21 protein-coding genes and 1 pseudogene are annotated in these 25,148 nt (G+C 44.0%); 2 read left to right on the top strand and 20 right to left on the bottom strand.

Annotated elements, in window-relative coordinates; all coding sequences use genetic code 11:
• Nucleotide 1: 1 nt before the first annotated feature.
• From glyQ to K4I03_RS04960, 19 genes and pseudogenes are all read right to left on the bottom strand, one after another.
• Nucleotides 2-919 carry a glycine--tRNA ligase subunit alpha gene (gene glyQ / locus K4I03_RS05050; protein ID WP_227963927.1) on the bottom strand — a complete coding sequence of 306 codons (918 nt, stop codon included), beginning with the start codon at nt 917-919 and terminating at the stop codon, nt 2-4.
• A 194-nt stretch (nt 920-1,113) separates the two neighbouring features.
• The gene (locus tag K4I03_RS05045; protein WP_227963926.1) at nt 1,114-1,875 is read right to left on the bottom strand and encodes an elongation factor Tu; all 762 of its coding nucleotides are present in this window, start codon (nt 1,873-1,875) and stop codon (nt 1,114-1,116) included.
• 312 nt (nt 1,876-2,187) lie between these two features.
• A complete protein-coding gene (locus K4I03_RS05040) occupies nt 2,188-6,708 on the bottom strand; it encodes a S8 family serine peptidase (RefSeq protein ID WP_227963925.1) in 4,521 nt (1,506 codons plus the stop codon).
• Nucleotides 6,709-7,012: 304 nt separating this feature from the next.
• Nucleotides 7,013-7,252 carry a hypothetical protein gene (locus K4I03_RS05035; RefSeq protein ID WP_227963924.1) on the bottom strand — a complete coding sequence of 80 codons (240 nt, stop codon included), beginning with the start codon at nt 7,250-7,252 and terminating at the stop codon, nt 7,013-7,015.
• 568 nt (nt 7,253-7,820) lie between these two features.
• Complete coding sequence (locus K4I03_RS05030) at nt 7,821-8,573, bottom strand: DUF6261 family protein (protein WP_227963923.1); 753 nt, start codon at nt 8,571-8,573, stop codon at nt 7,821-7,823.
• A 652-nt stretch (nt 8,574-9,225) separates the two neighbouring features.
• Nucleotides 9,226-9,710 (bottom strand): annotated as a pseudogene (locus K4I03_RS05025) (GNAT family N-acetyltransferase).
• Nucleotides 9,711-10,556 (bottom strand): aldo/keto reductase, encoded by an 846-nt coding sequence (locus tag K4I03_RS05020; RefSeq protein WP_227963922.1) that lies wholly within the window; start codon nt 10,554-10,556, stop codon nt 9,711-9,713.
• A gap of 76 nt (nt 10,557-10,632) precedes the next feature.
• Nucleotides 10,633-10,827: a hypothetical protein gene (locus tag K4I03_RS05015; RefSeq protein ID WP_002893553.1), complete on the bottom strand. Its 195-nt coding sequence runs from the start codon at nt 10,825-10,827 to the stop codon at nt 10,633-10,635.
• Between the two features lie 157 nt (nt 10,828-10,984).
• A complete protein-coding gene (gene nagA, locus K4I03_RS05010; protein ID WP_227963921.1) occupies nt 10,985-12,136 on the bottom strand; it encodes an N-acetylglucosamine-6-phosphate deacetylase in 1,152 nt (383 codons plus the stop codon).
• A gap of 239 nt (nt 12,137-12,375) precedes the next feature.
• Nucleotides 12,376-12,726, bottom strand: coding sequence for a 30S ribosome-binding factor RbfA (rbfA, locus tag K4I03_RS05005; protein ID WP_002893555.1), 351 nt, complete (start codon nt 12,724-12,726; stop codon nt 12,376-12,378).
• A gap of 175 nt (nt 12,727-12,901) precedes the next feature.
• On the bottom strand, nt 12,902-15,694 hold the full coding sequence (gene infB / locus K4I03_RS05000; RefSeq protein ID WP_227963920.1) for a translation initiation factor IF-2: 2,793 nt from the start codon (nt 15,692-15,694) through the stop codon (nt 12,902-12,904).
• Between the two features lie 19 nt (nt 15,695-15,713).
• Nucleotides 15,714-16,010, bottom strand: a complete 297-nt coding sequence (locus tag K4I03_RS04995) for a YlxQ-related RNA-binding protein (protein ID WP_002893557.1) — start codon at nt 16,008-16,010, stop codon at nt 15,714-15,716.
• Entirely contained in the window at nt 16,003-16,299 is a 297-nt protein-coding gene (rnpM, locus tag K4I03_RS04990; protein ID WP_002893558.1) for an RNase P modulator RnpM, read from the bottom strand. The genes K4I03_RS04995 and rnpM overlap by 8 nt, the downstream gene beginning before the upstream one ends.
• A gap of 10 nt (nt 16,300-16,309) precedes the next feature.
• Nucleotides 16,310-17,566, bottom strand: a complete 1,257-nt coding sequence (gene nusA / locus K4I03_RS04985; protein ID WP_173332619.1) for a transcription termination factor NusA — start codon at nt 17,564-17,566, stop codon at nt 16,310-16,312.
• Nucleotides 17,567-17,625: 59 nt separating this feature from the next.
• The gene (gene rimP, locus K4I03_RS04980) at nt 17,626-18,114 is read right to left on the bottom strand and encodes a ribosome maturation factor RimP (protein WP_321573154.1); all 489 of its coding nucleotides are present in this window, start codon (nt 18,112-18,114) and stop codon (nt 17,626-17,628) included.
• Between the two features lie 199 nt (nt 18,115-18,313).
• Nucleotides 18,314-18,952 (bottom strand): tRNA (guanosine(46)-N7)-methyltransferase TrmB, encoded by a 639-nt coding sequence (trmB, locus tag K4I03_RS04975; RefSeq protein WP_002911262.1) that lies wholly within the window; start codon nt 18,950-18,952, stop codon nt 18,314-18,316.
• A complete protein-coding gene (gene ccrZ, locus K4I03_RS04970; protein ID WP_227963918.1) occupies nt 18,949-19,743 on the bottom strand; it encodes a cell cycle regulator CcrZ in 795 nt (264 codons plus the stop codon). Before ccrZ ends, trmB begins: the two co-directional genes overlap by 4 nt.
• Before the next feature lie 50 nt (nt 19,744-19,793).
• Nucleotides 19,794-20,840, bottom strand: a complete 1,047-nt coding sequence (locus tag K4I03_RS04965; protein WP_227963917.1) for an ABC transporter permease — start codon at nt 20,838-20,840, stop codon at nt 19,794-19,796.
• Nucleotides 20,837-21,568 carry an ABC transporter ATP-binding protein gene (locus K4I03_RS04960; RefSeq protein WP_227963916.1) on the bottom strand — a complete coding sequence of 244 codons (732 nt, stop codon included), beginning with the start codon at nt 21,566-21,568 and terminating at the stop codon, nt 20,837-20,839. Before K4I03_RS04960 ends, K4I03_RS04965 begins: the two co-directional genes overlap by 4 nt.
• Nucleotides 21,569-21,636: 68 nt before the next feature.
• On the opposite strand from K4I03_RS04960, the gene K4I03_RS04955 reads away from it, so the two are divergent.
• Nucleotides 21,637-22,047 (top strand): HIT family protein, encoded by a 411-nt coding sequence (locus K4I03_RS04955; protein ID WP_002905249.1) that lies wholly within the window; start codon nt 21,637-21,639, stop codon nt 22,045-22,047.
• A 9-nt stretch (nt 22,048-22,056) separates the two neighbouring features.
• Entirely contained in the window at nt 22,057-22,344 is a 288-nt protein-coding gene (locus K4I03_RS04950) for a hypothetical protein (RefSeq protein ID WP_002893567.1), read from the top strand.
• Between the two features lie 132 nt (nt 22,345-22,476).
• On the opposite strand, the gene K4I03_RS04945 is transcribed toward K4I03_RS04950, so the two are convergent.
• Nucleotides 22,477-25,137 carry a J domain-containing protein gene (locus tag K4I03_RS04945; RefSeq protein WP_227963915.1) on the bottom strand — a complete coding sequence of 887 codons (2,661 nt, stop codon included), beginning with the start codon at nt 25,135-25,137 and terminating at the stop codon, nt 22,477-22,479.
• Nucleotides 25,138-25,148 lie beyond the last annotated feature (11 nt).

Here is a 25,148-nt window from a genome sequence, read left to right as displayed (position 1 = left end):
ATTATTCTCCCTCCTCTGCCAAGAGTTTCTCGCGAGTCTCAGCATCCAAAAGTGGGTAGCCCAGACGCTTGCGCTCAGCCACAAAGGTCTTAGCCACAACACGAGCCAGGTTACGAATACGGGCGATATAACCAGCCCGTTCTGTCACAGATACGGCTCCACGCGCATCCAAGAGGTTAAAGGTATGCGAGCATTTGAGAACATAGTCATAGGCCGGGTGCACCAGATGCTCGTCCAGACAGCGCTTGGCTTCTGCTTCAAACTTTTCAAAATTCCCCAGGAGCAAGTCTTGGTCGCTGACCTCAAAGCTGTACTTGGAATGTTCATACTCAGGATGCGTGAAAATTTCGCCGTACTTAACGCCATCAGCCCACTCAATATCATAGACAGAGTCCACTTCTTGGATATAAGAAGCCAAACGCTCCAGGCCATAAGTCACCTCAGCAGTCACCGGCTTAGTTGGTAGACCTCCGACCTGCTGGAAGTAAGTGAATTGAGTGATTTCCATACCATCCAGCCAGACTTCCCAGCCTAGACCAGCCGAGCCAGTTGACGGATTTTCCCAATTATCCTCAACAAAGCGGATGTCGTGCTCCAGCGGATTGATCCCCAAGAGCTCCAAAGACTGCAAGTAAAGTTCTTGGATATTACTTGGTGATGGCTTCATAACCACCTGAAATTGATGGTGCTGATAAAGGCGGTTAGGATTTTCCCCATAACGACCATCTGCCGGTCGGCGAGACGGCTCTACATAGGCCGCATTCCACGGCTCTGGCCCAATTGCCCGCAGGAAAGTATAGGGACTCATCGTTCCCGCCCCCTTCTCATTATCATAAGCCTGCATGAGCATACAACCCTGGTCATTCCAGAACTGCTGTAAAGTCAAAATAATTTCTTGAAAGGTAAGTTTCTTAGACATTAGTTACTCCTTTAGTTTCTTGAGATTCTTGCGAAGCGTTCAAAAGGGAACGATTATTTCCCTTTTGAAAAGCTAGTATATCGCCTAGACAAACCGCCCGTAGCGTTTGTCGTTAGTCAATCGAACCCTTAGGTTCGCAATTGACTTTGGCGAGGTGAAATGTTAACTTCTTAGACATTTTTAACTCCTTTTGTTTATATCTCTTTGTCTATTATTTTCTGCTGTATGAACCAATCCAACAAGGGAAGTGTTTTATCTGTGTTTGCCCACCGATGATAAGAATCAAAGACCGCTTGCACACTGCCTAGATTTTCTACTAGCTTGTCGACGGTCAAAAAACTGCGCCAGTATTCGTAAAAAATACTAGCATAATTCCCTTGATAAGTCGAAGTACCGAAATCATTCAATGAGTGCCAACCGTGCTTTTTCTGAAAGAGCTCAACAAGAGACTGATTACAAGCTTTTTCCACTCGAAATTCCTCATCTGTAAAGAAATACTTGCGACTAATATACTCAACCATCCCTTCTTCAAACCAGATATAGGCACCGTATCCATCAAAGTCATCTAAAAAATGCTCCGACCAATGAGCCAACTCATGGCCCACAATCTGCAAGAGGGATTTTTCAGACAAAGACTGATAGTGGTTGGCTATTGCTTGAGTTTGGTGAGAGGTCTCGTAATTCTCCAACTGAAGAAGATATAAATCTTTCCAAACCGTCAATTCGGGAGTCATAACCATCCGCCTATCATTTGTATAGGCTGGTACAGGAATTTCCCGAATGATCTGCGTAGCAGAATCAAAATCGGACCAAATGATGGCTTGCGGCAAGTCATAAACCGCAAACTCGTCTTTTAAAAATGTTAGATAAGCCTGCAACTTTGCGGAATTCTTTGCGACGAAATCTCGAAAAGCTGCTAATTGGTTCTCGTCTTTTACAAGATAAAGGTTCTCCACGAATCTCCTTTCTTTCGAACAATAGACTCAGTACGCAAAAGAACCACATCCGACAGTCCTAGGCTATTCACCTAGGGGCGTCAAGACGCGGTTCCACCCTAATTTATTACTTCATTACTTTTAAAATTATAACCGAAAGCGCCATCTGCACTGCTTCCCTATCCGGCTCACACTATCCCGAACTCGCTAAAAAGTAGACAATGAGAATTCTTTCTAAAAAAGATTATAGCAGAAAATAGACCTAATGTAAAATACTTATCGAAAAATCCCTCAAGTTTCAACTTAAGGGATTTTAACTGACTTGAAAACCAATTAGACTTGTTTAGGTTTTTTCGGTTTTACTACTCTTGGCTTTCTGCCATCAAGCTTTCTCTTGGCTGCTCTGAGATTGGCAATGGCTTCTTTGACATCTTCCTGGCTGGCACCTGGATTATCCAAAACTTCCTTAGCCTGTGCATAAGCTTCTAGATAAGCCGCCTTAACCGCGTCAGTCGCATAGATAAACTTATTGCTGATGGCTTGATAATGCACCTCATCATCGACTAGCTTCTTGAGATTGGTAAAGTTAGTCGCCTTACCATCCAGCTTCTTCTCTGCTGTAGTCAGCTGAGCTAGGGCTGTATCTATTTGCTCCTGGGTCACCTTGTCCTGCACCAAGAGCAGAGCAACTGCTTGGAATGCCTTGTCATATGCACGGCGAGTCCTATCCTTAGCATTGGCATAAGCCCCTGTCTTAGTAGTAGCTGCATAAGCCTCTACTGCCGCTTTAACCGCAGCAATATCAGAGTCCTTGCCGTCTAGATCAGCAGATGCTGTTTCTAGTTTTGCTCTTACGTCATCAACTTGCGCTTGGGTCAGTTTGCTTGTCAAAGCTTCCTTGGCTGCTTGATATGCTTGGTCGTAGGCTGTGCGCTTCGCTGCAGAAGCATTGTAATACTGAGCAGTGCCGACTAGACTAGACTGCTGATTGACAGCCGCCAGCAAGCCCGACTTGACAATAACTCCCAGCTTCAGCAGGTTATTCTTGCCTTCTTTGACCTCGACAGTCGGCTCATTTTCCCAGAGCTCATAACCAGTCGGCAGGTTGACAAAGACAGAGTAGAATCCAGCCGCTACGGATCTTCCGAAGGCATGCTTGCCAAACAGTTCTGCTGGAAGCGTATAGGCATCGCCATTATTATTCTTGAGAACCACTTGGGTATTCTTCGGAACAGCTTGATCAAAGGCAACGCTGACCGGTGCAAAAACCAGCTTCTTGACCAGAAACTCAATTGTCTTAAAACTATCCTGGGCTGTCAGCTCAAACTCCTGAGTCAGATCGCTGTAGAAACGAAGCCCATCCTTATCATAAGTAAAGATCTCTGCTGTATAGCGGCCAAATGGCAGAGCGTTGATTTTCTTGCCCTTGTCCAGTTCGACATACTTGCCCTTGCTATCCTTGATTCGATAGACAAAGGTCGACGATACATCTTGATGCGTATTAGCATCTACCAGAGCGACACGGATGCGCCCGTCATTTTCAGCACTGACTAGCTCTGATAGAGCTATGGCATCACGGTTGCCCGCATAGTCCTCTACCACATAGAAAATCTTAGACTTGTCCACTCCTTTTGGCAAGGTGTAGCTGCCATCTGCATTGGCTGAGATGTAAACTCGACGCTCGTAATCACGCTCAATGCCAAAATCATCCACGGCCTTATAGGTCTCTTTCCCTTTTTCATCTGCCTGCAGATAGAAGACCTGTTCTCTCAAAATACCGCCGTTGCCGACATCTTTTGGCTTGCGAGCCGTAAAGGTTTCCGCACCATCCTTGGTACTGATATAGCCTGAACTAATCAAAGGCTTCTGCGTATCAATCTGCAGGTTAAAAGTAATCTGCTGCTCTTTAGCACCTGGTACATCTGGCGTATAGCGAACCACATAGGTATAGAGGCCATCTTCCAGCTTATCACCCTTGCTGTCACGACCATCCCAGTATGTATCTTCTAGTAGGTAGGACTTAGGATTGTCTGACTGTCCACTATAATAGTTCTTGCGGCCTTCTCTAATCGTGCTGCTCTGCCAGATTGGGAAGCGATAGTCCTTATCATCTGCCGTATAGACACTAGCTGTCAGATTATTGATATTGCGATAGAGAACTGTCCGATACTGGATGCTGTCCTGATTACCATCACCATTAGGTGAGAAGGCCAGACGAATCTTACCATCCGCTCCCAGCTGCAGCACATGCTTACCATCCGCATTTTCTGCAGTTCCCAGTACAATTGAGCTGCGAGCAGCTGTTCGACCGGTAGAGTAGAGTGTATCACTTGACTCTGTCACAAGGGAAGAGACATTGTCATCAGATAGGATACTCTTGTCCTCTGGCACTGGGTAATAGAAGCCTGACTTGCCTTCTTGGACTAGATTATAGATTGGTCTTTCTACAGCTGGCAGATCTTGGAATTGCCCACGGAAGCCCATGAATGGCAGACTAACCACATCGCCATCATCTGCTGGATCGACAAAGCGGACAAAGCCTTCTAGGAAATAGCCATTTGGCATCTGCTTGATCAACTCTTCCGCAAACTTAGCAGTATTTACCTTGACCGTCACTTTCTGGCTGCTGTGAGCCTTGACAGTAACTTCTGGCCAGACCGTTTCAGTTAGTTTGCGAGGTGTCAGAGTAAAGTAGCCATCCTTGACCGCATCTGTGTTGGTATTGACAATCATCTTCAGCGTCCGGTCCTTATCCGTGATATTATGAACCGTAACATCAAAAGTGAAGCTGTCTTGAACATTGCCCAAGGAAACGCTAGGATATTGATTATCCCCTGTCACATAGAGGCCGGTAGAAATAGCCGCTGCCGTATCCACAATACCAGCACCCTGCTGACGTGGAGAGGTGTAGACGCCAGTTTCCTTGTTGACATGCAGCTTGGCTGTTGACATGATGAGGGCTTTGACTAAGTCTGCATTCTGGGCAGGTGTTAAGTCTGGATAGTGCTGAAGGAGATATTCCTTGACCAGAGCCGCCACACCAGCCACATGAGGCGTAGCCATACTGGTTCCCTTCATAGAGCCATAGGTATTATCATTAAGTGAAGAGTAGATATCGCCACCTGGTGCGGTCACATCTGGCTTGAGCAAACCATCTGTCGTCACACCCCAACTAGAGAAGTCAGACAGACTACCAGCTCCTGGATGCGGCCGATTGACCTTAAGACCATTAAAGACTACCTTGTAATTACCAGCTGCCAAAGCCTCTCCATATTCCTTACTAATAAAGGCTGACGGAACCTTTTTAGATTCACTGTCTAGGCTCATCGTTAGGTTAGCTCCGTCGACATTATTGTAGATCAGAGCACCAACAGCACCATGGCTGATAGCATTTCTAACCTTTTCAGCAAAGGTAAAGGAACCACGCTGGATAAGAGCCAGCTTCCCTGTCAGATCCTTACCAGCAAAGTCCTCTTCACGGCCAAGACCAACATGGACATACTCATATTCCTTGCCCTTTTCAAAGGTTGCATTTGTCTCACCCATGGAGTAGCTGAAATGACCGTTCAAAAGCTTATCGTTCTTTTCCAGACCACGCACTTCCATGACTTCCTCTGTCAGAACAGTGTTATTGACAGAAGCGACTGAGATAGAGCTTTCTACTGTTGAAGGACTGCCAACTAGACCATAGTCTGGATTTTCAACCAGAGGTTTAGAGTATTCACTTCCGAAGGTGTTGTCATTACCCGCTGCAATGATCACGCTCACCCCCTTGGCCCGAGCGCGCTCAATAGCGGCCTGCAGACTAGGGCTGACATCAACCGTTGAACCTGTTGCTGAACCTAGACTCATATTGATGGTATCAGCTCCCAAAGCTACTGCATCATCAATGGCTTTGATATAGATAGCGTCGCTAGTTGTGCGTTGACGGTCTGAGAAGACCCGCATAAACATAACTTGTGCTTCTGGCGCAACACCATAGACATACTCATCATTAGGAGCTTTCTTGTTGGGATTTCCCGCTGTAATCCCTGTTACGTGCATACCATGCGAGTAACTGTTCTTTTCCTTGATATTGTCATCACCATCGATATAGTTATAGGCATAGACAACCTTGCTGTTGTACCACTTCCCGTAGTCAATACCGGCCTTTTTCTTAGCCTCTTCCAGAGCTGCCTCTGTCTGATACTTGGCCTTTGACGGGTCAGAGATCTTCAGAACCTCATGGTGGACATCCAGACCTGAGTCGATAATGGCTACCACACGGCCTTGACCTTTATAACCTTGAGACCAGGTCTGAGGAACCTTGATAATCTCATTGGTACTGATGCTGCTTGGTTTAGCATCCCGAGAAGTTGGTGACTCTGCTACTGCATCAGGATTAGCAGCAGACTTGTCTGAGTTTGCGGCTTCCGGAGACTCTACATTCGGACTAGCTGGAGCTGTCGGCTTGGTCTCTGTAGTAGATGGTTGAGTTACCTTCTCAGCACTTGAAGAAGCCTCTTCCGATGAAGAAGTCGCTCCTTTCTCTACAGGAGTTGCAGATGCTTCCTTAGCCTCTGCCGTAGAAGGCTGGCTAGCATGCTCTGTACTTGAAGCAGCCGATTCAGAAGAAGCTGGCGTTGCTTTCTCCACAGTAGCTGAACTTGCTGGCTGACTCTCAGGTGTTGCTGCTTGAGAAGCAGACTCAGTCGCTGATACCACAGCAGCAGTCGGCTGACCTTGCCCTGACGAACTAGCTGTCGTCTGCTCATCCGCCTGAGCCTGTCCCGCACCAAAAACCAGAGCAGTTCCCAACAGAACAGAAGCCAAACCGAACTTGTATTTACGGAGTGAAAAACGTTGTCTTTGCATAGAAGTCTCCTTACTTTATTTATAAACCATATTATAATAAAAATTTTCTGACAATTCATACACTCCTAACAAATGTAACAAAAACGTAATAATGACGAACGTTATAGTCAAGAAAAGCTATATGATAAAGTTTCAATCATCTATTTATTTGAAATACAGAACAAATACATCTTAAAATCCGGAAATAAGAAAAACCAATCAAGACCCATTCTGAAAGAAGGGCTTGATTGGTTGACAACAGTAGAGTAACTCACAATGGTGTAGACACTCATAATTAAATTTACAGCGTTTCTATTCAAATAGACTATTGATATTCAATTTGGCCACTTCTAAATCCATACAAAACAATGCCTTTTAAATCAGGACGAGATTTTTTGGATATCAAATCTCTTTTCATTAAATAGTCTAATAACTCGATATTGAATTCACAACTAGATACCGTTGCTGACTGATTCCCATTGTGGCCAACATCTTCATTTTGATTCAATTTATTAAAGGCTTCAATCCACTCTGCATGTATATCAGAATCGCTCAATAAGTTCATTATCTCCCACAGTTCAAATAAATCTAAGTTATCCCCTAATAAATATAACCTATATTTTGACATTTCAGGATTCGATAATAAGTTATTTTTAAGTAAATTTTTACGTTCCGAATCATCAATATCGTCCAGACCTAATAACCATTCGCATAGGCTGATACTAATTTCACTATTATCTAGATTAATAAGTTTGTCCCAATGCTCTTTAGTTAGTTCTCTTATCTTATTTTTGATGGATTCATCAGCATTGTCATAATAATCAGAAGGCTTGTGATATGACTGGTTGTATTTCTACATCTTTATTCGATGTAAGTGAACGAAACTCATACTTTTTTTCCTTTTCCGTACTTTCGTCAATCATTTAAAAAATACCTCTCTAACAAGTTACTAAATACTTAAACATTACATCCTTTATCAATATACCCATACTATTATATCAACTATTCCTCATTCTATAAAGTATTTATGTAAAAATCCAATGTTTTTTATCGACTACCCTCCTCACATTTCCTGCCCAATGTCCATCAAACACCAAAAACCCCCTAGAATTTACAATTCTGAGGGATTTTTCTTATCCTGTTACTTCCGGAGGCTGTTCCGGTTTGTTTTTCTTATTTGGACTAGCCAGGCGGCGCTTGCTGTCTCGGATAGTGTTGAGATCCTTGAGGAGTTTGGCAAAGTGAGCTTTCTCTGGATAGGCTTCTGCGGAGGCTGCGGTATAGCGCATAAAGAGGTCATAAGTGCGGGAGATTTCTGTGCGCAGCTGTTTGGTCTTACCGACTTCCTTGCTGGACTTGGCTGCACGCGCTAAGGCTTCGGCCTTATCATAGTCTTCCTGAGCAGTCGTCACTGCGCTAATCACAGGTGAGAGTCCCAACGTAGTTACTGCCGCATTGTAGGGCTCTTCCTTGAGGGTTTTGAGAAGGCTCTTGATCTCAGCAGTGGCGACATCGTTATTATGCTTGGTGATGTCCTTGTACTTAGTCAGGACTGGAGCCAACGTCTCATGCGCTTCCTTGAACTTTGCTTCCTTTATCTTGGCAAATCCCCTATGCAGGGTAAAGAGCCCGACCAGAGCACTGTCTCGCTCCTTATCTACCTCTGCTAGACTCGTGGTTTGTTTCTTTTCCACGCTGGCTAGCTGTTTCTGGAACTCTTCTAGCTTGCTCGCAAAGGGCTCCAAGTGCTTGCTATACATATCTTCGTTCTCATTAGCCTTGACAAAGTCCGTGATGATTTGACGAGAATCCGTCATCAAACTTTCAAACTCACGGTGAGTAAAGTTGCTATAGGTCAAGGGGCGGATGGTGTAGTTAGTAGTCATAATAAAACCTCTCCAATAATTTGATGAACTAAGTATAGCACGTGGCAATAAATCTTTTGCAAGGCTGCCCTGAAATGTCATTTTTTATCCCTGTAATAACACTTTTTCAAAATCAAAGACATAAAATATCCCCACCTGATGATTTCTTCAACTTCAGATGGGGATTATTTCTTTTCAAAAATGGATTATCAGAGCATTTCACGCTTAGAATGCTTTAAAATTTTAACAAACACTAGTATTCGAACTTTAGAATGATTTAATATTTTGACAAACCACATCAAGTGATACTTAGAAAGCATGAATTTTTTTTACAAACAGGACTAATCGAAAACTTAATTGCTTAAAAACTTTAGTAAACACTCGTGTTCAGCTTTTAGACTGATTGGATATTTGGCCATAGATGACTCTTCGAGTTTTTAATGATTACCTTTCTCTCCTATCTCACCACTCTCAAGGGCTCGATACCTTTTTCAATCAGTTGGGTGTAACTTCCAATTCTTGGGTCTTCTTCATCTAACTCCCCTATCTTAGTGTTTCGTTGGATATCAGTCGTATTTTACACCTTTCATTATTGCACTGAAACATCTTCTTTTATAGTTTCTTCCAATGTTAGAGATAAAAATCCCCAGCTCTTTTCAAACTGGGGATACTTTTATATTTTTAATTCATACACTTCCTGCCAGCCGGCTGGTCCCTAATATGCGCTGGGGCTGTTTGCTAAAACCAGTCTCTCGGTAGAGGTAGGAAGCGACTTGATTTCTCTCATTGACGCCTAGGATAATACTTTTATACATGAGCAAATGCTCTCTTACAAAATCAGGCAAGAGCTTCAGCGTCTGACTACCGTACCCTCACATCCGAAAGTCTTCATCCGTTGAAAAGCTACGAAGTAACAGGCTATCTGGCTGACCTCCATAAGCAAACTTCTTTTCTCCAGCATCCAAGATAAGTAAACTTCTTTTCTCCAGCATCCAAGATCAGAAAGGTTACGATTTGATGTTCTACAAGGCCCAAGATAGCATAGCGATTTTCTAAGTCAGCAACAGCCTGACTAGGATGATTGGTAAATCTCAAGTCAGTTAAATGGTATGACTGCAAGGCTTCTCTATCTGAACTTCGATAGAATCTGATTTTCACCTAAAAATCCATCCCATCCGGATTTGGTGCGCCACCGGCCAAACCGCTGACATTTTTGAGCACTTCCAAGTCCGCAGCATCTAGCTCAATGTCAAAGCAGTCCAGATTGCTGGCAATCCGGCTCGGAGTGACCGACTTAGGCAGGGGCAGAAAGCCTTCCTGCAAGCTCCAAACTAGAGCGACTTGGGCAATAGTCTTGCCATACTTATCTGCCACAGCCTGTACGGCTGGATTTTGGAAGAGCTCACCTTGACCAAATGGTCCCCAAGCTTCCAGTAAAATCTCATGCTCACGACAGAAGTTCACCGCTTCTGTCTGATAGACACCTGGAGCCAGGCGGATTTGATTGACAGCAGGAGTCATGCGCGCTGTTTCAAGCAAGGCTTCTAAGTGATGAGGCAGGAAATTGCTGACGCCAATCGCTCGAATCTTTCCGAGATTATAAAGATCTTCCATAGCCCGCCAGACTTCGGCATTGCGCTTTTTCCAAGCATCGTTTTCCCTCAGGGGTTTGGGATTAGGCCAGTGGATGAGGTAGAGATCCAGATAGTCCAGTCCCAACCGCTCCATTGAGGCCGCAAAGGCCTCTTGAGTCTCCTCATAAGTATGGTTGTCATTCCAAAGCTTGGTCGTGATGAAGAGCTCCTCCCGAGGGATGCCGCTGTCCTTGATTGCCCTTCCGACACTCTCTTCGTTCTTATAGATGGCTGCCGTATCAATGTGACGATAGCCTGCCTTGAGAGCGGCTAATGTCGCTTGATAGGCTTCTTCACCATCCTGAGCCTTCCAAGTACCGAAGCCCAGTACCGGAATGCCAACACCATTGTTCAAAAGATATTCTCTCATCTCATGTCTCCTTTACAAGTTCCATCTACTGCCTTCAGCAAGGCAGCTGCTACAGTGATTACAAGAGCAGAACTGCTCACTTCTTTTCCTTTTTCTTCAGTATTGGCTTGGGTTTAAAGATATTTTCCTTGGTCGGCTCCATCCCTTTACTGAAAAAGCTATAGATAATGAAAGCTGCTCCTGCGACAAGGATCAAGATTCGTCCAAAGATCAGTCCCGCCAGCAGCAAAACAAGTCCCATTATCAAAAATTTCGCATCAATTCGTTTCATAGCCCACTCCTGATTACATTATAGTCTCATTATAACACGCCTAAGAAAGCAATTCAAATCTAGACGAAGGCTATCAAATAGCTTGACAAGCAAAAAGAACAGGTTGCCCTGCTCTTTCTGAAAAATATAAGGAGACTAATTAAAATACCTGCGGTTCTCATACATGGAAACGTTCTTGACCATCAAGATAAGTAGCTACCAGCTCTAAATCTTTATCTAAAACGATAAAGTCAGCATCGTAGCCTTCCTTGATCTGTCCGCAGACATCATCAATATGGACTGATTTTGCTGGAATCAGGCTAGCCATCATAACCGCCTGATGAGGATTGGCAATGCCCCATTTGACCACATTTTTCAATCCGTCCTTGAGCTTGAGGATAGAGCCAGCTAGATTGCCCGTTGACTTGAGCCGAGCTGTTCCATCCGCCACAACCACTGGAAATTCTCCCAACATGTAGTCACCATCTTCAAGGCCTCCTGCAGTCATACAGTCAGTAATGAGAGCAATATTTTCATGTCCCTTCTGCTTGAGCAAGATGTCACAGGCCTTAGGGTCCACATGGTAGCCGTCACAAATCAGCTCCGCATAGGTGTGGGGCAGCTCATACATGGCACCAACCATGCCTAACTCCCGGTGGGTCAAACCCCGCATACCGTTATAGGCATGCACCCAGACACTGGCACCTGCTTCGACCGCAGTTTTGGCTTCATCATAGGTTGCGTTAGAGTGCCCCAGAGCAACAGTCACGCCTTCATCAGTCAGCGTGCGGACAAATTCCTCTACGCCATCACGTTCTGGCGCGAGAGCAATCTTATTGAGCAAGCCTTTTGCGGCCTTCTGCCAAGCACGAAACTCATCCATGCTAGGATCTTTCATATAGGCAGGATTTTGAGCGCCCTTATACTTCTCGGTGAAGTAAGGCCCTTCAAAATAGAGACCGCGAATCTTGGCCCCACTGGCTTCTTGATAGCGTGCACCGATATTTTCAGTGACTGCTAAGAGCCGCTCATAGGACGAAGTCAGCGTTGTTGGTAAAAAGCTGGTCACACCGGTAGTCAAGAGACCCTCACTCATGGTATGAAGAGTTCCTTCGATGTTATTATCCATCACATCAACACCGCCGAAGCCGTGAATGTGAGTATCCACCAGACCTGGTGCAATCGAGTAGCCACTGTAGTCTATGACTTCTGCATCCTGCGGAACAGACTGCACCAGCTTGCCAAACTTGCCGTCAATCAGCTCTAAATAACCGCCCTGACGGATTCCCTGAGGATAGAAAAATTGATCTGCTTTGATATATGTAGGCATAAGACTGCCTCCCTTGTCTTGACTTCTGTATTCTCTGCCATTCAAAGCGGAATTCTGTGATAGAGCTAACATCTTTCTATAGCCACTTTCTAACTCCCGCTTTTGAATCTCTGAGTTTTCTTGACTATATTATAACTCTTTCTTTTTTATTTGTAAATGGTATATACCTATTTTTGCAAAAAATTGTTATATTAAATTTAAAAATAAGAAAACCCAGCCATGACAGCTGAGTTTCTACTTTATTTTTTCTCTAAATCGCGCAGCATCTGGTCGATTTTATTGCCATACTCAATGGATTCGTCCTTGACAAAGGTCAAATCTGGAATCTTGTACATTTTCAGATTGTGACCCAGCTCACGCTTAATGGTACCAGTCGCTTTTTCAAGACCAGTCTGAGCTTTTTGATTATCAGAGGCCAGATTGCTCATAATCGTGTAGTAGACCTTGGCCATGGATAGGTCGCCCAGCATTTGGACATCGGTAATGGTCACTCCCTGCACCCTCGGGTCACGAACTTTCTTCTGCAAGATTTCATTGACTTCGCGCTTGATTTCCATACCCACACGGTCTGTACGAAAATTATTTGCCATGAGATTTCCTTTCTAATTTTTCTCTTCTGCAATATAAGCTAGGCTAGGCCTAGCTTATATTTTAGTTTTAATGAATGAAATTCGATCTAAACTCTTTGTGAAAAAGATGTGGAACTAGAAGTATCAACTTCCACCAAATATGATTTCACTGCGAGTTTTTAACCTATTTCTTATCTTATTTCTTAATTTCTTCCATGATGTAGGCTTCGATCGTGTCATCTACTTGGATGTCATTATAGCCATCAATCATGAGTCCACCTTCACGGCCGTTAGTAATTTCCTTAACATCATCTTTGAAGTGCTTGAGGCTGGCAAGCTCCCCATCGTAAATCACGACGCCGTCACGGATAACGCGGACCTTGGAATCACGGGTAACTTTACCGTTGATAACCATAAATCCACCGATAGTACCAACCTTGGAAACCTTGAAGGTCTCGCGGATAAGAGCTTCCCCGATGATTTTTTCTTCGTATTCCGGATCCAGCATTCCCTTCATGGCATCTTCCATTTCTTCGATAACCTTGTAGATAATGCTGTGGAGACGGATTTCAACATCGTCAGCCTCTGCCTGCTGGCGAGCTTGAGATGTTGGACGAACGTTAAATCCGATGATGAAGGCATTTGAAGCTTCTGCCAGTGTCACATCAGATTCATTGATAGCACCAACAGCTGAGTGGACGATGGTAATCTTAACGCCTTCCACTTCAATCTTCTGCAGGGAAGCAGACAGGGCTTCTACTGAACCTTGCACATCAGCCTTGATGATAACATTGACAGACTTGACTTCACCAGCTTTGAGGGTATCAAAGAGATTTTCCAGACTGACGCGGTGAGTAGCTTGACGCTGTTTGAGAAGGGCACGTTTGGCACGTTCTTCACCGGCTGCACGCGCAGCTTTTTCATCTTCATAGACCACAAAGTGGTCACCAGCCATCGGAGTTTCATTGAGACCAGTGATAGAAACCGGTGTAGATGGTCCTGCCACCTTCACGCGACGGCCCAAGTCATTGGTCATAGCCCGAACCCGACCGAAGGTATTTCCAACAACGATTGGATCTTGCACATTCAGAGTTCCCTGCTGAACCAGAAGGGTTGCGACAGCACCTTTTCCTTTATCCAGACGGGCTTCAATGACTGTACCAATCGCTCGAACAGTCGGATCTGCCTTTAGCTCTTGGATTTCAGCTACCAAGAGGACTGTTTCCAGCAAGCTGTCGATATTTTGATTGAATTTCGCAGAGATTTCGACAAATTCAGAATCTCCGCCCCAAGCTGTTGACATGACACCGTGCTCAGCCAATTCACCAATCACGCGCTCAGGATTCGCTCCTGGCTTATCGATCTTGTTGATGGCTACGATGATTGGGACATCAGCCGCCTTGGAATGGTTGATAGCTTCGATCGTTTGCGGCATAACACCGTCATCAGCCGCCACCACCAGGATAGTGATATCCGTCACAGAGGCACCACGGGCCCGCATAGAAGTAAAGGCCGCGTGTCCAGGAGTATCCAAGAAAGTAATCTTCTTGCCGCTTTCCTCGATCTGGTAAGCACCGATGTGCTGAGTGATACCACCTGCTTCGCCTGTTGCTACGCGAGAGTTACGCAGGGTATCCAAGAGGGTTGTTTTACCATGGTCAACGTGTCCCATGATAGTGACAACTGGCGGACGCTCTACCAAGGCATCTTGGTTGATATAACCTTCTTCTACGAAGAAGCGCTCAATGTCAGCTGTGTCAACTTCCACCTTCTTCTTAGCTTCGATACCGTAGTCCACCATGAGGAGCTCAATAGTATCGCCGTCAAGAGATTGGTTTTGCGTTGCCATCACGCCCATCATAAAGAGCTTCTTAACAATTTCAGCTGGCTCGCGCTTGATCCGTTTTGCAATTTCTGCAACGGTCATTCCGTCTGTATATTCAAATTCAGTTGGCAACTCATGGAACTTACGTTCTGTAACAGGTTTTGGTGCCTGATTATTGTTGCCCTTTCCTTTTTTATTTTTCTTGTTTTTATTCCAATTACTATTTCTTTGATTTCTCACTTGATTTTGACTGCTTCGATTCTTTTGTTGTTTTCTTGGACCTTCTTCTTCGCGATCAAAATCATCGCGCTTCTTATCTGGTCGAGCTTGCTTCTTACGACGCGTATCCACAGCAGCTGGCGCTGGGCTTGGATTCGCTGCTGGAGCAGATGGAGCCGGTGCAGGCTGAACTGGTGCACTTGCTTCTGCCTTAGGCTGCTCCTTGCGGCGGTTTTGCCGTTCCATAACTTCTTTTGCTTCCTGAGCTTGTTTAAAGCGTTCCTCGCTGGAGCGAGCGTATTCAGCATTCTGCTCTGCTTTCAAAGCTGCTGCCCGGGCCTTAAAGTCAATCTTTGGTCCTTGAGGCTGTTGGCGGTTTTGACCGTTAAATCCTTGATGATTCTGACCATTTCTGCGGCCATCTTGACCACGATTATCGCGACGGTCATTTGGACGATTGCCCCTATCTCGGTCATTGCGGTTTCCACGATTCTTATTTCGATTATCGCGGTCCTCACGCTTGCCTTGCTCTTTATTTTGTGGTTTGCGGTTGCCTTGCTGCTTCCGACGTTCTGCCTCTTCCTTGGCTCTCGCTTCACGCTCTGCCTTAAAGTTCCGGCTTTGCGGGCGCTTGACTGGCGCAGCTGTTTCTACTTTCGCTTCTGGCTTAGCAGCTGCTTTTGCTTCTGTCTGTTCTGCCTTGACTGGTGCCGCCTCTTTGGTAGGAGTTTTTTGCGGTGATGGCTGAGCTGCTGCAGGTTTTTCTGCAGGAGCTTGAGGTGCGGCTGCTTTCGTAAAGCTGGATTTGATTCGTTCACCAGCGTCAGCTTCTACGCTGGATGAATGACTCTTGACATCCAATCCCAGCTCCTTCGCACGAGCCACTACCTCCTTGCTTTCTTTTCCCAGTTCTTTGGCGATTTCATACAATCTTACTTTAGACAAATCTTGTCCTCCTCTTCTATTACATAAGAGACCTCATTTTCTTTGTAAAACCAGCATCTGTCACGGCAAGCACTTTTCTGGCCTTGCCAATGGCAGAGCTTAATTCCAGTGTTGAAAACACGGTTGATACTTCTACTTGGTAGTAACGACTTTTATCAGTGATTTTCTTGCTGAGATTAGGAGCTGCATCCTGGGCCAAAAAGACCAGATGTGCTTTTCCCTCCTGGATAGCTTTGACGGTCAGCTCCTCACCAGAAATGATGCGGCCAGCCCGCTGAGCCAGTCCCAGCAAATTTGCAAGTTTCTCTTTATTCAAGACCTAACTCTCTTCTTTTGACCTTATGATCGACATAAGCGATTAACTCATCATAGAAAGCCTCATCCACTTCCATACTGAAGCTGCGGTTAAAGACCCGCTTCTTCTTAGCTTGAAGAGCTTCTTGATTGTCCAGCTTGATATAGGCTCCACGGCCGTTGGCCTTGCCTGTCGGATCGATAAAGACTTGACCTTCCTTGTTCTTGACAATCCGCAGCAAATCACGCTTGTCAATCACTTCGTTGGACACCACTGATTTTCTTAAAGGGATTTTTCTTGTTTTTGCCATTCCAGCCCCCTTAATCTAGTTCTTCAGCTTCGCTTTCTAAACCAGCTGTTTCTAGTACAGTTTCCTCTGCTACTGCGTCAAAGTCTGTTGCTTCTGCTGCTGAAACTTCTGTCTCTAGAACATCTGCATCCGCAAGAATTTCTTCTGCTTCCTGAGCAAATCCGCCCAGTTCATTGGCTGCTTCCATTTCTTCAAACTCTGTGGCAGACTTGATATCGATTCTAAAGCCTGTCAAATGAGCTGCCAAGCGTACGTTCTGTCCACGACGGCCGATAGCCAGAGAAAGCTTGTTGTCCGGTACGACAACCAAGGCCCGCTTGTTATCTTCTTGGTTAAAGATAACTTGGTCAACCTCTGCAGGAGCAATAGCGTTGTAGATAAATTCAGCTGGATCTGCTACCCACTCGATGACGTCGATATTTTCTTCAGTCGGCACCATACGCCCGCTCTTCGGATCGTATTTGGCAGGATGGAACTTGCTCGTAATTTTCTTGATATTAGCTCCACCGCGTCCAACTATTGTACCGATGGCATCCACATTAGGGTTGTGGCTGCGAACCGCTACCTTGGTCCGATCGCCAGCTTCCCGCGATACGCTCATGATTTCCACAGTTCCGTCATAGACTTCTGGGATTTCTTGCTCCATCAAGCGCTTGATCATTTCTGGATGGCTGCGACTGACAAAGACATTGACTCCGCGAGGATTGTCTTCTACCTTGTAAACAAAGACTTCGATACGGTCGTGAGAGGCAAAGACCTCACCAGGAATCTGGTCTTGCTTCGATAATTGTGCTTCAATGCTGCCAAGATTGACATAGATAAAGCGATTATCAAAGCGCTCCACCGTCCCGCTCATGATTTCATTTTCATGCTCTTTATAGGTATTGTAGGTGATTGCTCGGGTCTGCTTGCGCATCTTTTCCATGATAGTTTGCTTGGCAGACTGAGCAGCGACCCGGCCAAATTCAGCTGGTGCTTCTTCAAACTTGATCTTATCTCCTAATTCATAGGCTGAACTGATAGCCAAGGCATCTTTGAGACTGATTTCCAAACGGCTGTCAAAGACCTCGTCCACGACTTCGCGAACAGTATAGACACGGAAATCTCCTGACTTTTCGTCAAACTCAATAGCTGCGCTGTCTGCCTGACCATAGCGACGACGATAGGCTGAGCGGAGTGACTCAGTCACTGCGTCAATGATATCTTCTTTCTTGATTCCTTTGTCTTCTTCCAAAATGCGGAAGGCCTCTAGCATTTCTTTACTCATTTTCATGTAACTTTTGCCGAAACAAAAGTGTTCCTTTCTTTTCTATATTGCTTCTGCGGCTAAAACTTAACGGCTAATCTGGCTTTGGAAACCAGACTGTAGGGAATTTCGACTTCTTTTCTGCGAGTCTTGTCCAGATATTCCATGTGCAGAACATCCTCTTCAAAGCTCAGCAAGGTGCCTTCAAAGACTTTCTGCTTGTCAACAGCCTTATAGAGACTGACATGGATATAACTGCCGACTGCATCGGATAGCTGTTCCTTGGTCTTGAGCGGACGCTCCAAGCCCGGACTGGTCACTTCCAGAAAATACTGTTCTGGGAAGGGATCTGGCTTGATTTGATCCAAGAGCGGACTGATAATATCCGTCAAATCCGCTGTATCATTGACCGTAATGCCCTCAGGCTTATCTACAAAAACACTGAGAACGTAGTCTCCGCCCATCTTTCCGTACTCAATATCGACTAATTCATAGGGGGGCAAAATGGCTGGTTCAATAACCTCCCTCACCAATTCAACAATCGTTGCGATATGACGACACCTCCTCACAGATAAGAGGCGAAGATACTTCCTCGCCTCTCTTTCCTTATTCATTACTAGTATTATAGCACGACAAGTCCCAGAATGCAAGGGAAATGTGCCATGTAAGCTTGTTAAGACGGAATTTCACTTAAAACGTTCTTATTTTTAAGCAAAATTCTTTCCCAATAATAAAGTCTTCAAGGAGTATTTCCTCGAAGACTCTTTCTTATTCAAACGCTGCTTCCACCCGATAGATGACTTGTCCCTTGTTAGCAAATTTCTGCTCATACTCAGTCAGGACATTATCCTCGAAGTCGCTGGCATGCAAATCTAACCACACACCCTTTAACTTCATACCATACTGTGAAAAGCTTACTAGGCTATACTCAAAAAGACCTCGGTTGTCCGTTTTGAAGTGGATTTCTCCATTTTCCGGCAAAATCTGCTGATAGGTCGCCAGAAAGGACTGATAGGTCAGACGGCGCTTTTCATGGCGTTTCTTGGGCCAAGGATCCGAGAAGTTCAGATAGAGGCGGTCAATCTCGCCATCTTCAAAATAATCAGTCAGATCCGAACCGTCCACCCAGAGAAGCTTGATATTGGGCACATCCGTTGCCAGCACCTTGTCCAAGGCATAGCTGAGGACCGATTTTTGAATATCAATCCCAATATAGTTGATATCCGGATTGGCCTTGGCCATACCGGACACAAAAGCTCCTTTGCCGCTGCCAACCTCTACATGAATGGGGTGATCATTGCCAAAAATCTCCTGCCATCTGCCCTTGGCGTCTGCCGGATTCAAAATAACATACTGGGGATGCGCCTCCAGCAGTTCCGTCGCTCCCTTACGATTCCTTACTCTCATTGTCCTCTTCCGTATTTAGAACGGAAGTTTCGTAATGCGTAAATCTCCCGGTTCACATTTTCTAAATCATTGTTTTCATAGTATTTGGCAATCTGCATCAGATAAGAATACTGACCAAACCAGTATAGCTTATTGAAAACAGTCTGATTATACTTATAGCCATAAGCACTCAGCCACTCTTGCCAGCCTGAATCAGGCACATAATGGCTCAGAATATGAGCTACATCCATCATCCTGTCTGTCAGGCGCACAGAATCCCAATCCACTAAGTAAATAAGCCCACTATCGGTCTCTACCCAGTTGCTGTGGCGCACATCTCCGTGAACAATGGTCGCATAATCCTCACGAAAGGCCGGCACAGTCTGGCGTAGGTTGCGGATAACAGATTGAAGATATTGATTATTTCTCAAAGCAAGCGGCACTTGATTGAGCCAAGCATTCAGCAAATCAGTTGGCGTTTCCAAAGTATAGCCCAGCTTGGTCAGCTGCGTCATCAATGGGCGCGAGCGATGCAGCCGAGTCAAAATATTGATTACTTGCTTTTTGGACATATCATTTGGGGTCAGAATAGTGCCTGAAAGCCATTCCTGCCCGCTCATTACGTTGCCGTCCGGCATCCGGCGGCTCCACAAAAGCTGCGGTGCGATTTGTTCTCGAGCTAAGCCTGCTAAGATAGGGGTTGTATTCATCTTGACGAAAACGCGCCCCCCGTCCGGATAAGTCCCCATATAGGCCTTTCCGCTCTTACCAGCTATCGGTGTCAGGGTCAGCTCGTTATCAACCAAGTCCATATTTCCCCTCCGTAAAAAGTTTCTTTATCATTTTACTAGTTTTACCTCTTTTAGTCAACCAATCTCCGTAACTTAAACGGTAGATAGAACAGATAGAGTAGGGCAGTCGCTCCTAGCATGGCCAGCACTGCTGTCTTGTCTTGGAAAAATAGCAGAGCAGTCAGCACTTCAGTCAAGAGAACACTGCTGCCAATAGATGTGATAATTTGTCTTGCTCCCTTCAGCTTTTCCCCTCTTTCTATCGGAAAAAGCTGGGTCAAAAACTGATAGTCAAAAGCTTCATACAAGGCCGTCAGCTGGAAGAGCAAGAGGTAATTGAACAAGACCGCAAAAGCTGCAGCAATCCAAGCTTGACTGACAAAAATCAAGGCCAAAAGAGCTAGAAAGAGCAGTCTTAAGGTCAGAGCAAAAAAGTCTCCATTTCGCAAGTAAGAGCGCAAAAAGAGATTCTGCCAGGTCTTGCTATGCTGCTTGCCCACAAGTCTCGTCAAACCATCCAGATAGGCCCGGCGCTTGACACTGTTTGAAATGCCTTTAACATTGGTAAAGAGAGCAAAGAAGCGCAGAATCGTCTGCTTTCGAGCTGCTTCATAAGCCACCAGAGCCTGCCAATCTAGGCCATTTTCAGTAAAGAACTTCTTGGCCTTAGCCTGAAACAAAAACCATTTCAAGACTAGCATAAGGAGGCAGTAGAGCCCGAAGCTCCAAACAGGCAATCCCAGAGCCAGAAAAAGCGGAGCTAACAGTAGCAATAGCCCAGTCTGTAAGACTACGTACAAGAGATAGGAACGCCGAATCTGTCCTTTGATGAAAGACTTGACTTCTGCTTCTCTGACCAAGAGAAAAAGAGCATCCGGCTTTTCCAGATAGGTCGCAATCCGTCCAAAAGGCAAGATAAAGACCGATAGAATAACCAGACTGACAATAATAGGTAGGTGATTGGTCGGAAAATGTCGCAAAAGCTGACTGTACTGAACACCTAAAAATCCCATAAAAATCAACAGAAAGAGTACGAAATGATCATTAAAAACATAGCGCAGGTACTTTAAACACTGCTGACGAAAATCCTGTTTTCGTTTGGCAAATAATTCTTTCATAGCGTCGCCTCTTCTGTCAGGGCTAGATAGATGTCATTCAGACTAGCATCCGACATTTGAAATTGGGCACGCAACTCAGTCAAGCTACCCTTGGCCCGCACTTGACCCTTGTGCAAGATTACAAAACTATCGCACATCTTCTCAGCAGAGTCCAGAACATGGGTGCTCATCAGAATGGACTTGCCCTTCTTCTTTTCCTCATCTAAGAGTTGGATAAGGTCTGCAATAGCTACCGGATCCAGACCCAGAAAAGGCTCATCCACAATAAAAAGGCTGGGATCAACTACAAAAGCACAGATAATCATCACTTTTTGCTTCATCCCTTTTGAAAAGTGAACAGGGAACCAATCTAATTTTTCCTTGAGTCGGAACATTTCCAGCAACTTATCCACACGCTCAAAAGCTGTCTCCTGCTCAATGTCGTAAGCCATAGCTACCGTCTCAATGTGCTCGCGCAGGGTCAATTCTTCGTAGAGACTAGGCGTTTCCGGAATAAAACCGATTTTCTTGCGGTAATCGCTGGGATTGGTCCGCAGCTCCAACCCATCAATTTGAATCTGCCCCTTATAAGGCGTCAGAAGACCGATAATCTCACTGATAGTCGTGGACTTACCCGCACCGTTGAGACCAATCAGACCAACCAGCTGGCCATTGCCCACTTCAAAGCTGACATCCTTTAAAACCGGGATATTAACATAGCCGCCCGTAAGCTCTTTGATTTCTAACATATTTTCTCCGAATTCTGGTATAATGGTTCTTATATTATAACAAAATCTAGCGAATAGAGGTACCATTTATGGCTGATTGTATTTTTTGTAAAATTATTGCCGGAGAAATCCCTTCTTCTAAAGTCTACGAAGACGAGAAAGTCCTTGCTTTTCTAGATATTTCCCAGGTAACACCAGGTCATACCTTGGTTGTCCCTAAAGAGCATTTCCGAAATGTGCTGGATATGGATGCCGACAGCACCAGTCAGCTCTTTGCTCGCGTACCTGACATTGCTCGAAAGGTGATGAAAGCCACAGGTGCAGCTGGTATGAATATCATCAACAACAACGAAGAAATTGCTGGACAGACTGTCTTTCATACCCATGTGCATTTGGCACCGCGCTACAGTGATGCAGATGACCTCAAGATTACTTTCGCAGCCCACGAACCAGACTTTCCAGCTCTGGCCGAATTAGCTGAGAAGATTACACAAGCTTAAGGAGGGAATATGAAACTTTCAAATATTTTCCTATTTATCGGTGCCGCAGCAGCCAGCTACAAGCTGGTTGAAAACCGTCAAAAAATTCAAGAAGAAATCATTGAAACAACAGATAGTCTAGACAAAGTAAAGGACAGTCTAGCAAATATTCAACGAAATATTGCCATCATTCAAGAGCAAAGAGAGCAAGTCAAAGACATCGCTCAAGATCTTACTTATAAATATAAAGTCCTTGAAAACCAAGCTCAAGTGCAGATCCAGCAAGTCAAAGACATCTGGGAAAAGTACGAGTCGTGATAGAGAAAAACTCCAGCTAAAAACTGGAGTTTTTCTCTATCAAAAGGTGCTGTTTTTGAAATACGAAGTGGTTCTCTGAAAATTTTTTCTACATCTATTTATCGCAACTTATTATTCCTAATAAAACAGAGATTATTTTCCTTTACGGATATTTCGAAAAAGGAGGATTAGCATAAGGACAAATAGTCCTTCTAGAAAGAAGAAAGCAACCTCACTATTCATTATAAGGGAGTCAACTTCAATACTATATCGGCGTAACCCTGCTATATTGAAAAATAGAATCCTAAGAAATCGTCGAAGAAAGATAAACAGCTGCAAACTATAAATTATGAAGACCTTTTTAACTCCAATTATTAAACGTTGTTCTTTTGTAAAATAAGACATAGCAACAGCATTTAATAGCAGAATGACTGTTAAGCTAAGGGTATCTTGCCGAAGAATCATAGGATCAAAGTAACTAAGTCTAAAGTGAATGAGAGGAGAAAATTGAAAAAGAAGAATCCCTATTAAACTTGGAAAGAAAATTTTCTTAAGCGAAGGCGGAAAGTCTAGACTCAATCTCGTAAAGGACAAAATAATGAGCAGGATAATCAGAATAATGCTATAGAATATGACAACACCTGAAACCAATTGGCTTCTTTTGGCCAAAGCAGAAAGAAAACCAGCAGAAAGAAAAATACCAACAGGAGTAAGCCAATCTAGTGAATAATTCCATTTTGGACCCTTATTAACCTTAAATCCATCAATAAAGCAGAAAAATGTTATAAAAGAGAGTCCAACGATAAGTCCAAGAGGTAAAAACGGAATAGCTAAGAAAAGTAATAAAATTCCCATAACCCACATATTGAGATTGTAGTAAAGTTTGGGCTTCATACCTCGAGCAAAATCCCCTTCTTCCATGGGTGTTTGTCGCATTCTCAATATATAATAGTAAAAAAGAGATACCATTCCTACATAAACCCAAGAATTTAATCCAAGACGTTGCTCTTGGATACTTTGTATGAGGCTAAATACAGTCAAAACAGCAAATACAAACTGCAGAAATTTATTGGTGAATATCTGTCTTTTTTTCCAAGATGAATAGGATAGTTTCGACTTCGGATAACTGAGCTCATAGGCATAGGCTGTCATCTCTTCAAGTTTCTTGTCCGTCTCCTCTGTCATCATATGTGGAGCAATTTTAGAAGTAGTAAATCTTCCAAGAACAAATCTCAAGACTTCTCCATCTGTGAAGCGTCGATACTCCTTGTATATCTGTTCAAACAAGACAGTTAGAATACGAGGCTTTTCTTTAAAATATTGCTTCCACTCATCCCAATCATTGATGAGTTCATCACTTTTCGTTAGTTTTTCAACATAAAGATAGCCTTCGTAATACCAATATTCAAAATTCTCCTTATTATCTAGTTCAAACTCTTTTACAACAGAAGGATAGGACTGAACAATATTCCAGAATTGTAGCTTTTTCAGATAGGGATTTGACTCCTCGTTACTTGAACGCTCTACAAATTGGAGTATCAGGGTTAAAACCTTTTTATTCTTTAAAGGATAGACATCCACTTTTTCTAACAAAGATAGTAAAAGTGATTGATCCTTAACCCTTTCAAAAAGAAATTGCCAATCACGCAATAGACTATAGTCGTCTTCATAATGAGCGTTTAGCAGTTCATAAAAAACTACCTCAACCTCATCAGGGTTATCTAAAGAGTATTGATTAAAGTCAACATTTTCACCAAGTTTTACCTTTAATTTCTTTAAGTACTCAGCTAGGTCATCAAACTGTTCACGATCCTCTTCAAACATTACTTGTCGCACCTTTTCAAGGATATAAGTTAAAGTAGGGACACTCTTAATTATGTGACGCTTCTGACTCACTTGAAACAGCACGACAAAAGCAAGATGCGGGTGCTTAAAAAAATCTATCCAAGATGTTAGTTGATTTGCTTTTTTAGAATCTTTGAGAATTTCTTGGCATAAAAGATATGAAGCGTAAAATTGCTCAGTCTCTTCTTTTGCACTTGCAATAGATTTCTGTTGTTCTACTGCCTCTGCCCTTTTGATTTCCCAATGATTCAGTTTGTAATAGTAACTCCAGTTGCGAAAATCAGGGACATAGTCCTTCAGTAAAGGTATGATGATAGAGAATTGTTCAGACTTGTTAAAAATATAAACATCCATTTCCTCTAGGACAGTTTGAACAGCACTCATGTCATATCTATACTGACTAAAGAACTGGCTCCAAAGATTTTCTTGCTCTTCAAAGCTATAATCAGCATTGCCGATTATGCTTTCAATCGAATTCCGAATTATATACGAAGTTTCATTATAGCCGCTAAAATCCAGGGTAGACTTTGCGGTTTCTTCTTGTAACTGCGCTTCCTCCACCTTCAACGTTTCAAAGTTTAGAGAAGTCTCTGGTTCTTCATAGTTTCCGATTGAAGCAGTTGAGCTTTTATAGTCACTAAAGTCAAGTAGAGACTTTGCACCTTCCTCTTGCGACTGCTCCTCTTCTATATGTAAAGTATCAAAATCAAGGGAACTTGAAGCAGAGTCTTGGGTTTCCTCACCTGTCTGACTTTCTTGCTGATGGGAAATCGGTTTTCTTAGACCAGTCTCTGAGCTAGCATTGATTGATCTTGCATAATCTAAGGCTACTTGATAGGCTTCAACAATTTGCTGATAGATTTCTGGTTGGTCTTCAGGATGATAATGTCGAACCAGCTCAGCATAACGTCTCCGAATTGCTTTGACATCATGAGTTGGCTCAATACCTAAAGTTTCCCATATACTCATATTTTCTCCTC

It is taken from the genome of Streptococcus sanguinis, from assembly GCF_020729725.1.
GTDB lineage: Bacteria > Bacillota > Bacilli > Lactobacillales > Streptococcaceae > Streptococcus > Streptococcus sanguinis_V.
Note: the sequence above shows the minus strand (reverse complement) of the source record. Positions and strands in the feature narration are given on the sequence as shown.

Bases quoted from the DNA above. Each gene is read 5' to 3' on its own strand.
- glyQ (WP_227963927.1), bottom strand. From the start codon at position 919: ATGTCTAAGAAACTTACCTTTCAAGAAATTATTTTGACTTTACAGCAG.
- K4I03_RS05040 (WP_227963925.1), bottom strand. From the start codon at position 6,708: ATGCAAAGACAACGTTTTTCACTCCGTAAATACAAGTTCGGTTTGGCT.
- K4I03_RS05035 (WP_227963924.1), bottom strand. From the start codon at position 7,252: ATGAACTTATTGAGCGATTCTGATATACATGCAGAGTGGATTGAAGCC.
- K4I03_RS05030 (WP_227963923.1), bottom strand. From the start codon at position 8,573: ATGACTACTAACTACACCATCCGCCCCTTGACCTATAGCAACTTTACT.
- K4I03_RS05020 (WP_227963922.1), bottom strand. From the start codon at position 10,556: ATGAGAGAATATCTTTTGAACAATGGTGTTGGCATTCCGGTACTGGGC.
- K4I03_RS05015 (WP_002893553.1), bottom strand. From the start codon at position 10,827: ATGAAACGAATTGATGCGAAATTTTTGATAATGGGACTTGTTTTGCTG.
- nagA (WP_227963921.1), bottom strand. From the start codon at position 12,136: ATGCCTACATATATCAAAGCAGATCAATTTTTCTATCCTCAGGGAATC.
- rbfA (WP_002893555.1), bottom strand. From the start codon at position 12,726: ATGGCAAATAATTTTCGTACAGACCGTGTGGGTATGGAAATCAAGCGC.
- rnpM (WP_002893558.1), bottom strand. From the start codon at position 16,299: ATGGCAAAAACAAGAAAAATCCCTTTAAGAAAATCAGTGGTGTCCAAC.
- nusA (WP_173332619.1), bottom strand. From the start codon at position 17,566: ATGAGTAAAGAAATGCTAGAGGCCTTCCGCATTTTGGAAGAAGACAAA.
- trmB (WP_002911262.1), bottom strand. From the start codon at position 18,952: ATGAGAGTAAGGAATCGTAAGGGAGCGACGGAACTGCTGGAGGCGCAT.
- ccrZ (WP_227963918.1), bottom strand. From the start codon at position 19,743: ATGGACTTGGTTGATAACGAGCTGACCCTGACACCGATAGCTGGTAAG.
- K4I03_RS04965 (WP_227963917.1), bottom strand. From the start codon at position 20,840: ATGAAAGAATTATTTGCCAAACGAAAACAGGATTTTCGTCAGCAGTGT.
- K4I03_RS04960 (WP_227963916.1), bottom strand. From the start codon at position 21,568: ATGTTAGAAATCAAAGAGCTTACGGGCGGCTATGTTAATATCCCGGTT.
- K4I03_RS04955 (WP_002905249.1), top strand. From the start codon at position 21,637: ATGGCTGATTGTATTTTTTGTAAAATTATTGCCGGAGAAATCCCTTCT.
- K4I03_RS04950 (WP_002893567.1), top strand. From the start codon at position 22,057: ATGAAACTTTCAAATATTTTCCTATTTATCGGTGCCGCAGCAGCCAGC.
- K4I03_RS04945 (WP_227963915.1), bottom strand. From the start codon at position 25,137: ATGAGTATATGGGAAACTTTAGGTATTGAGCCAACTCATGATGTCAAA.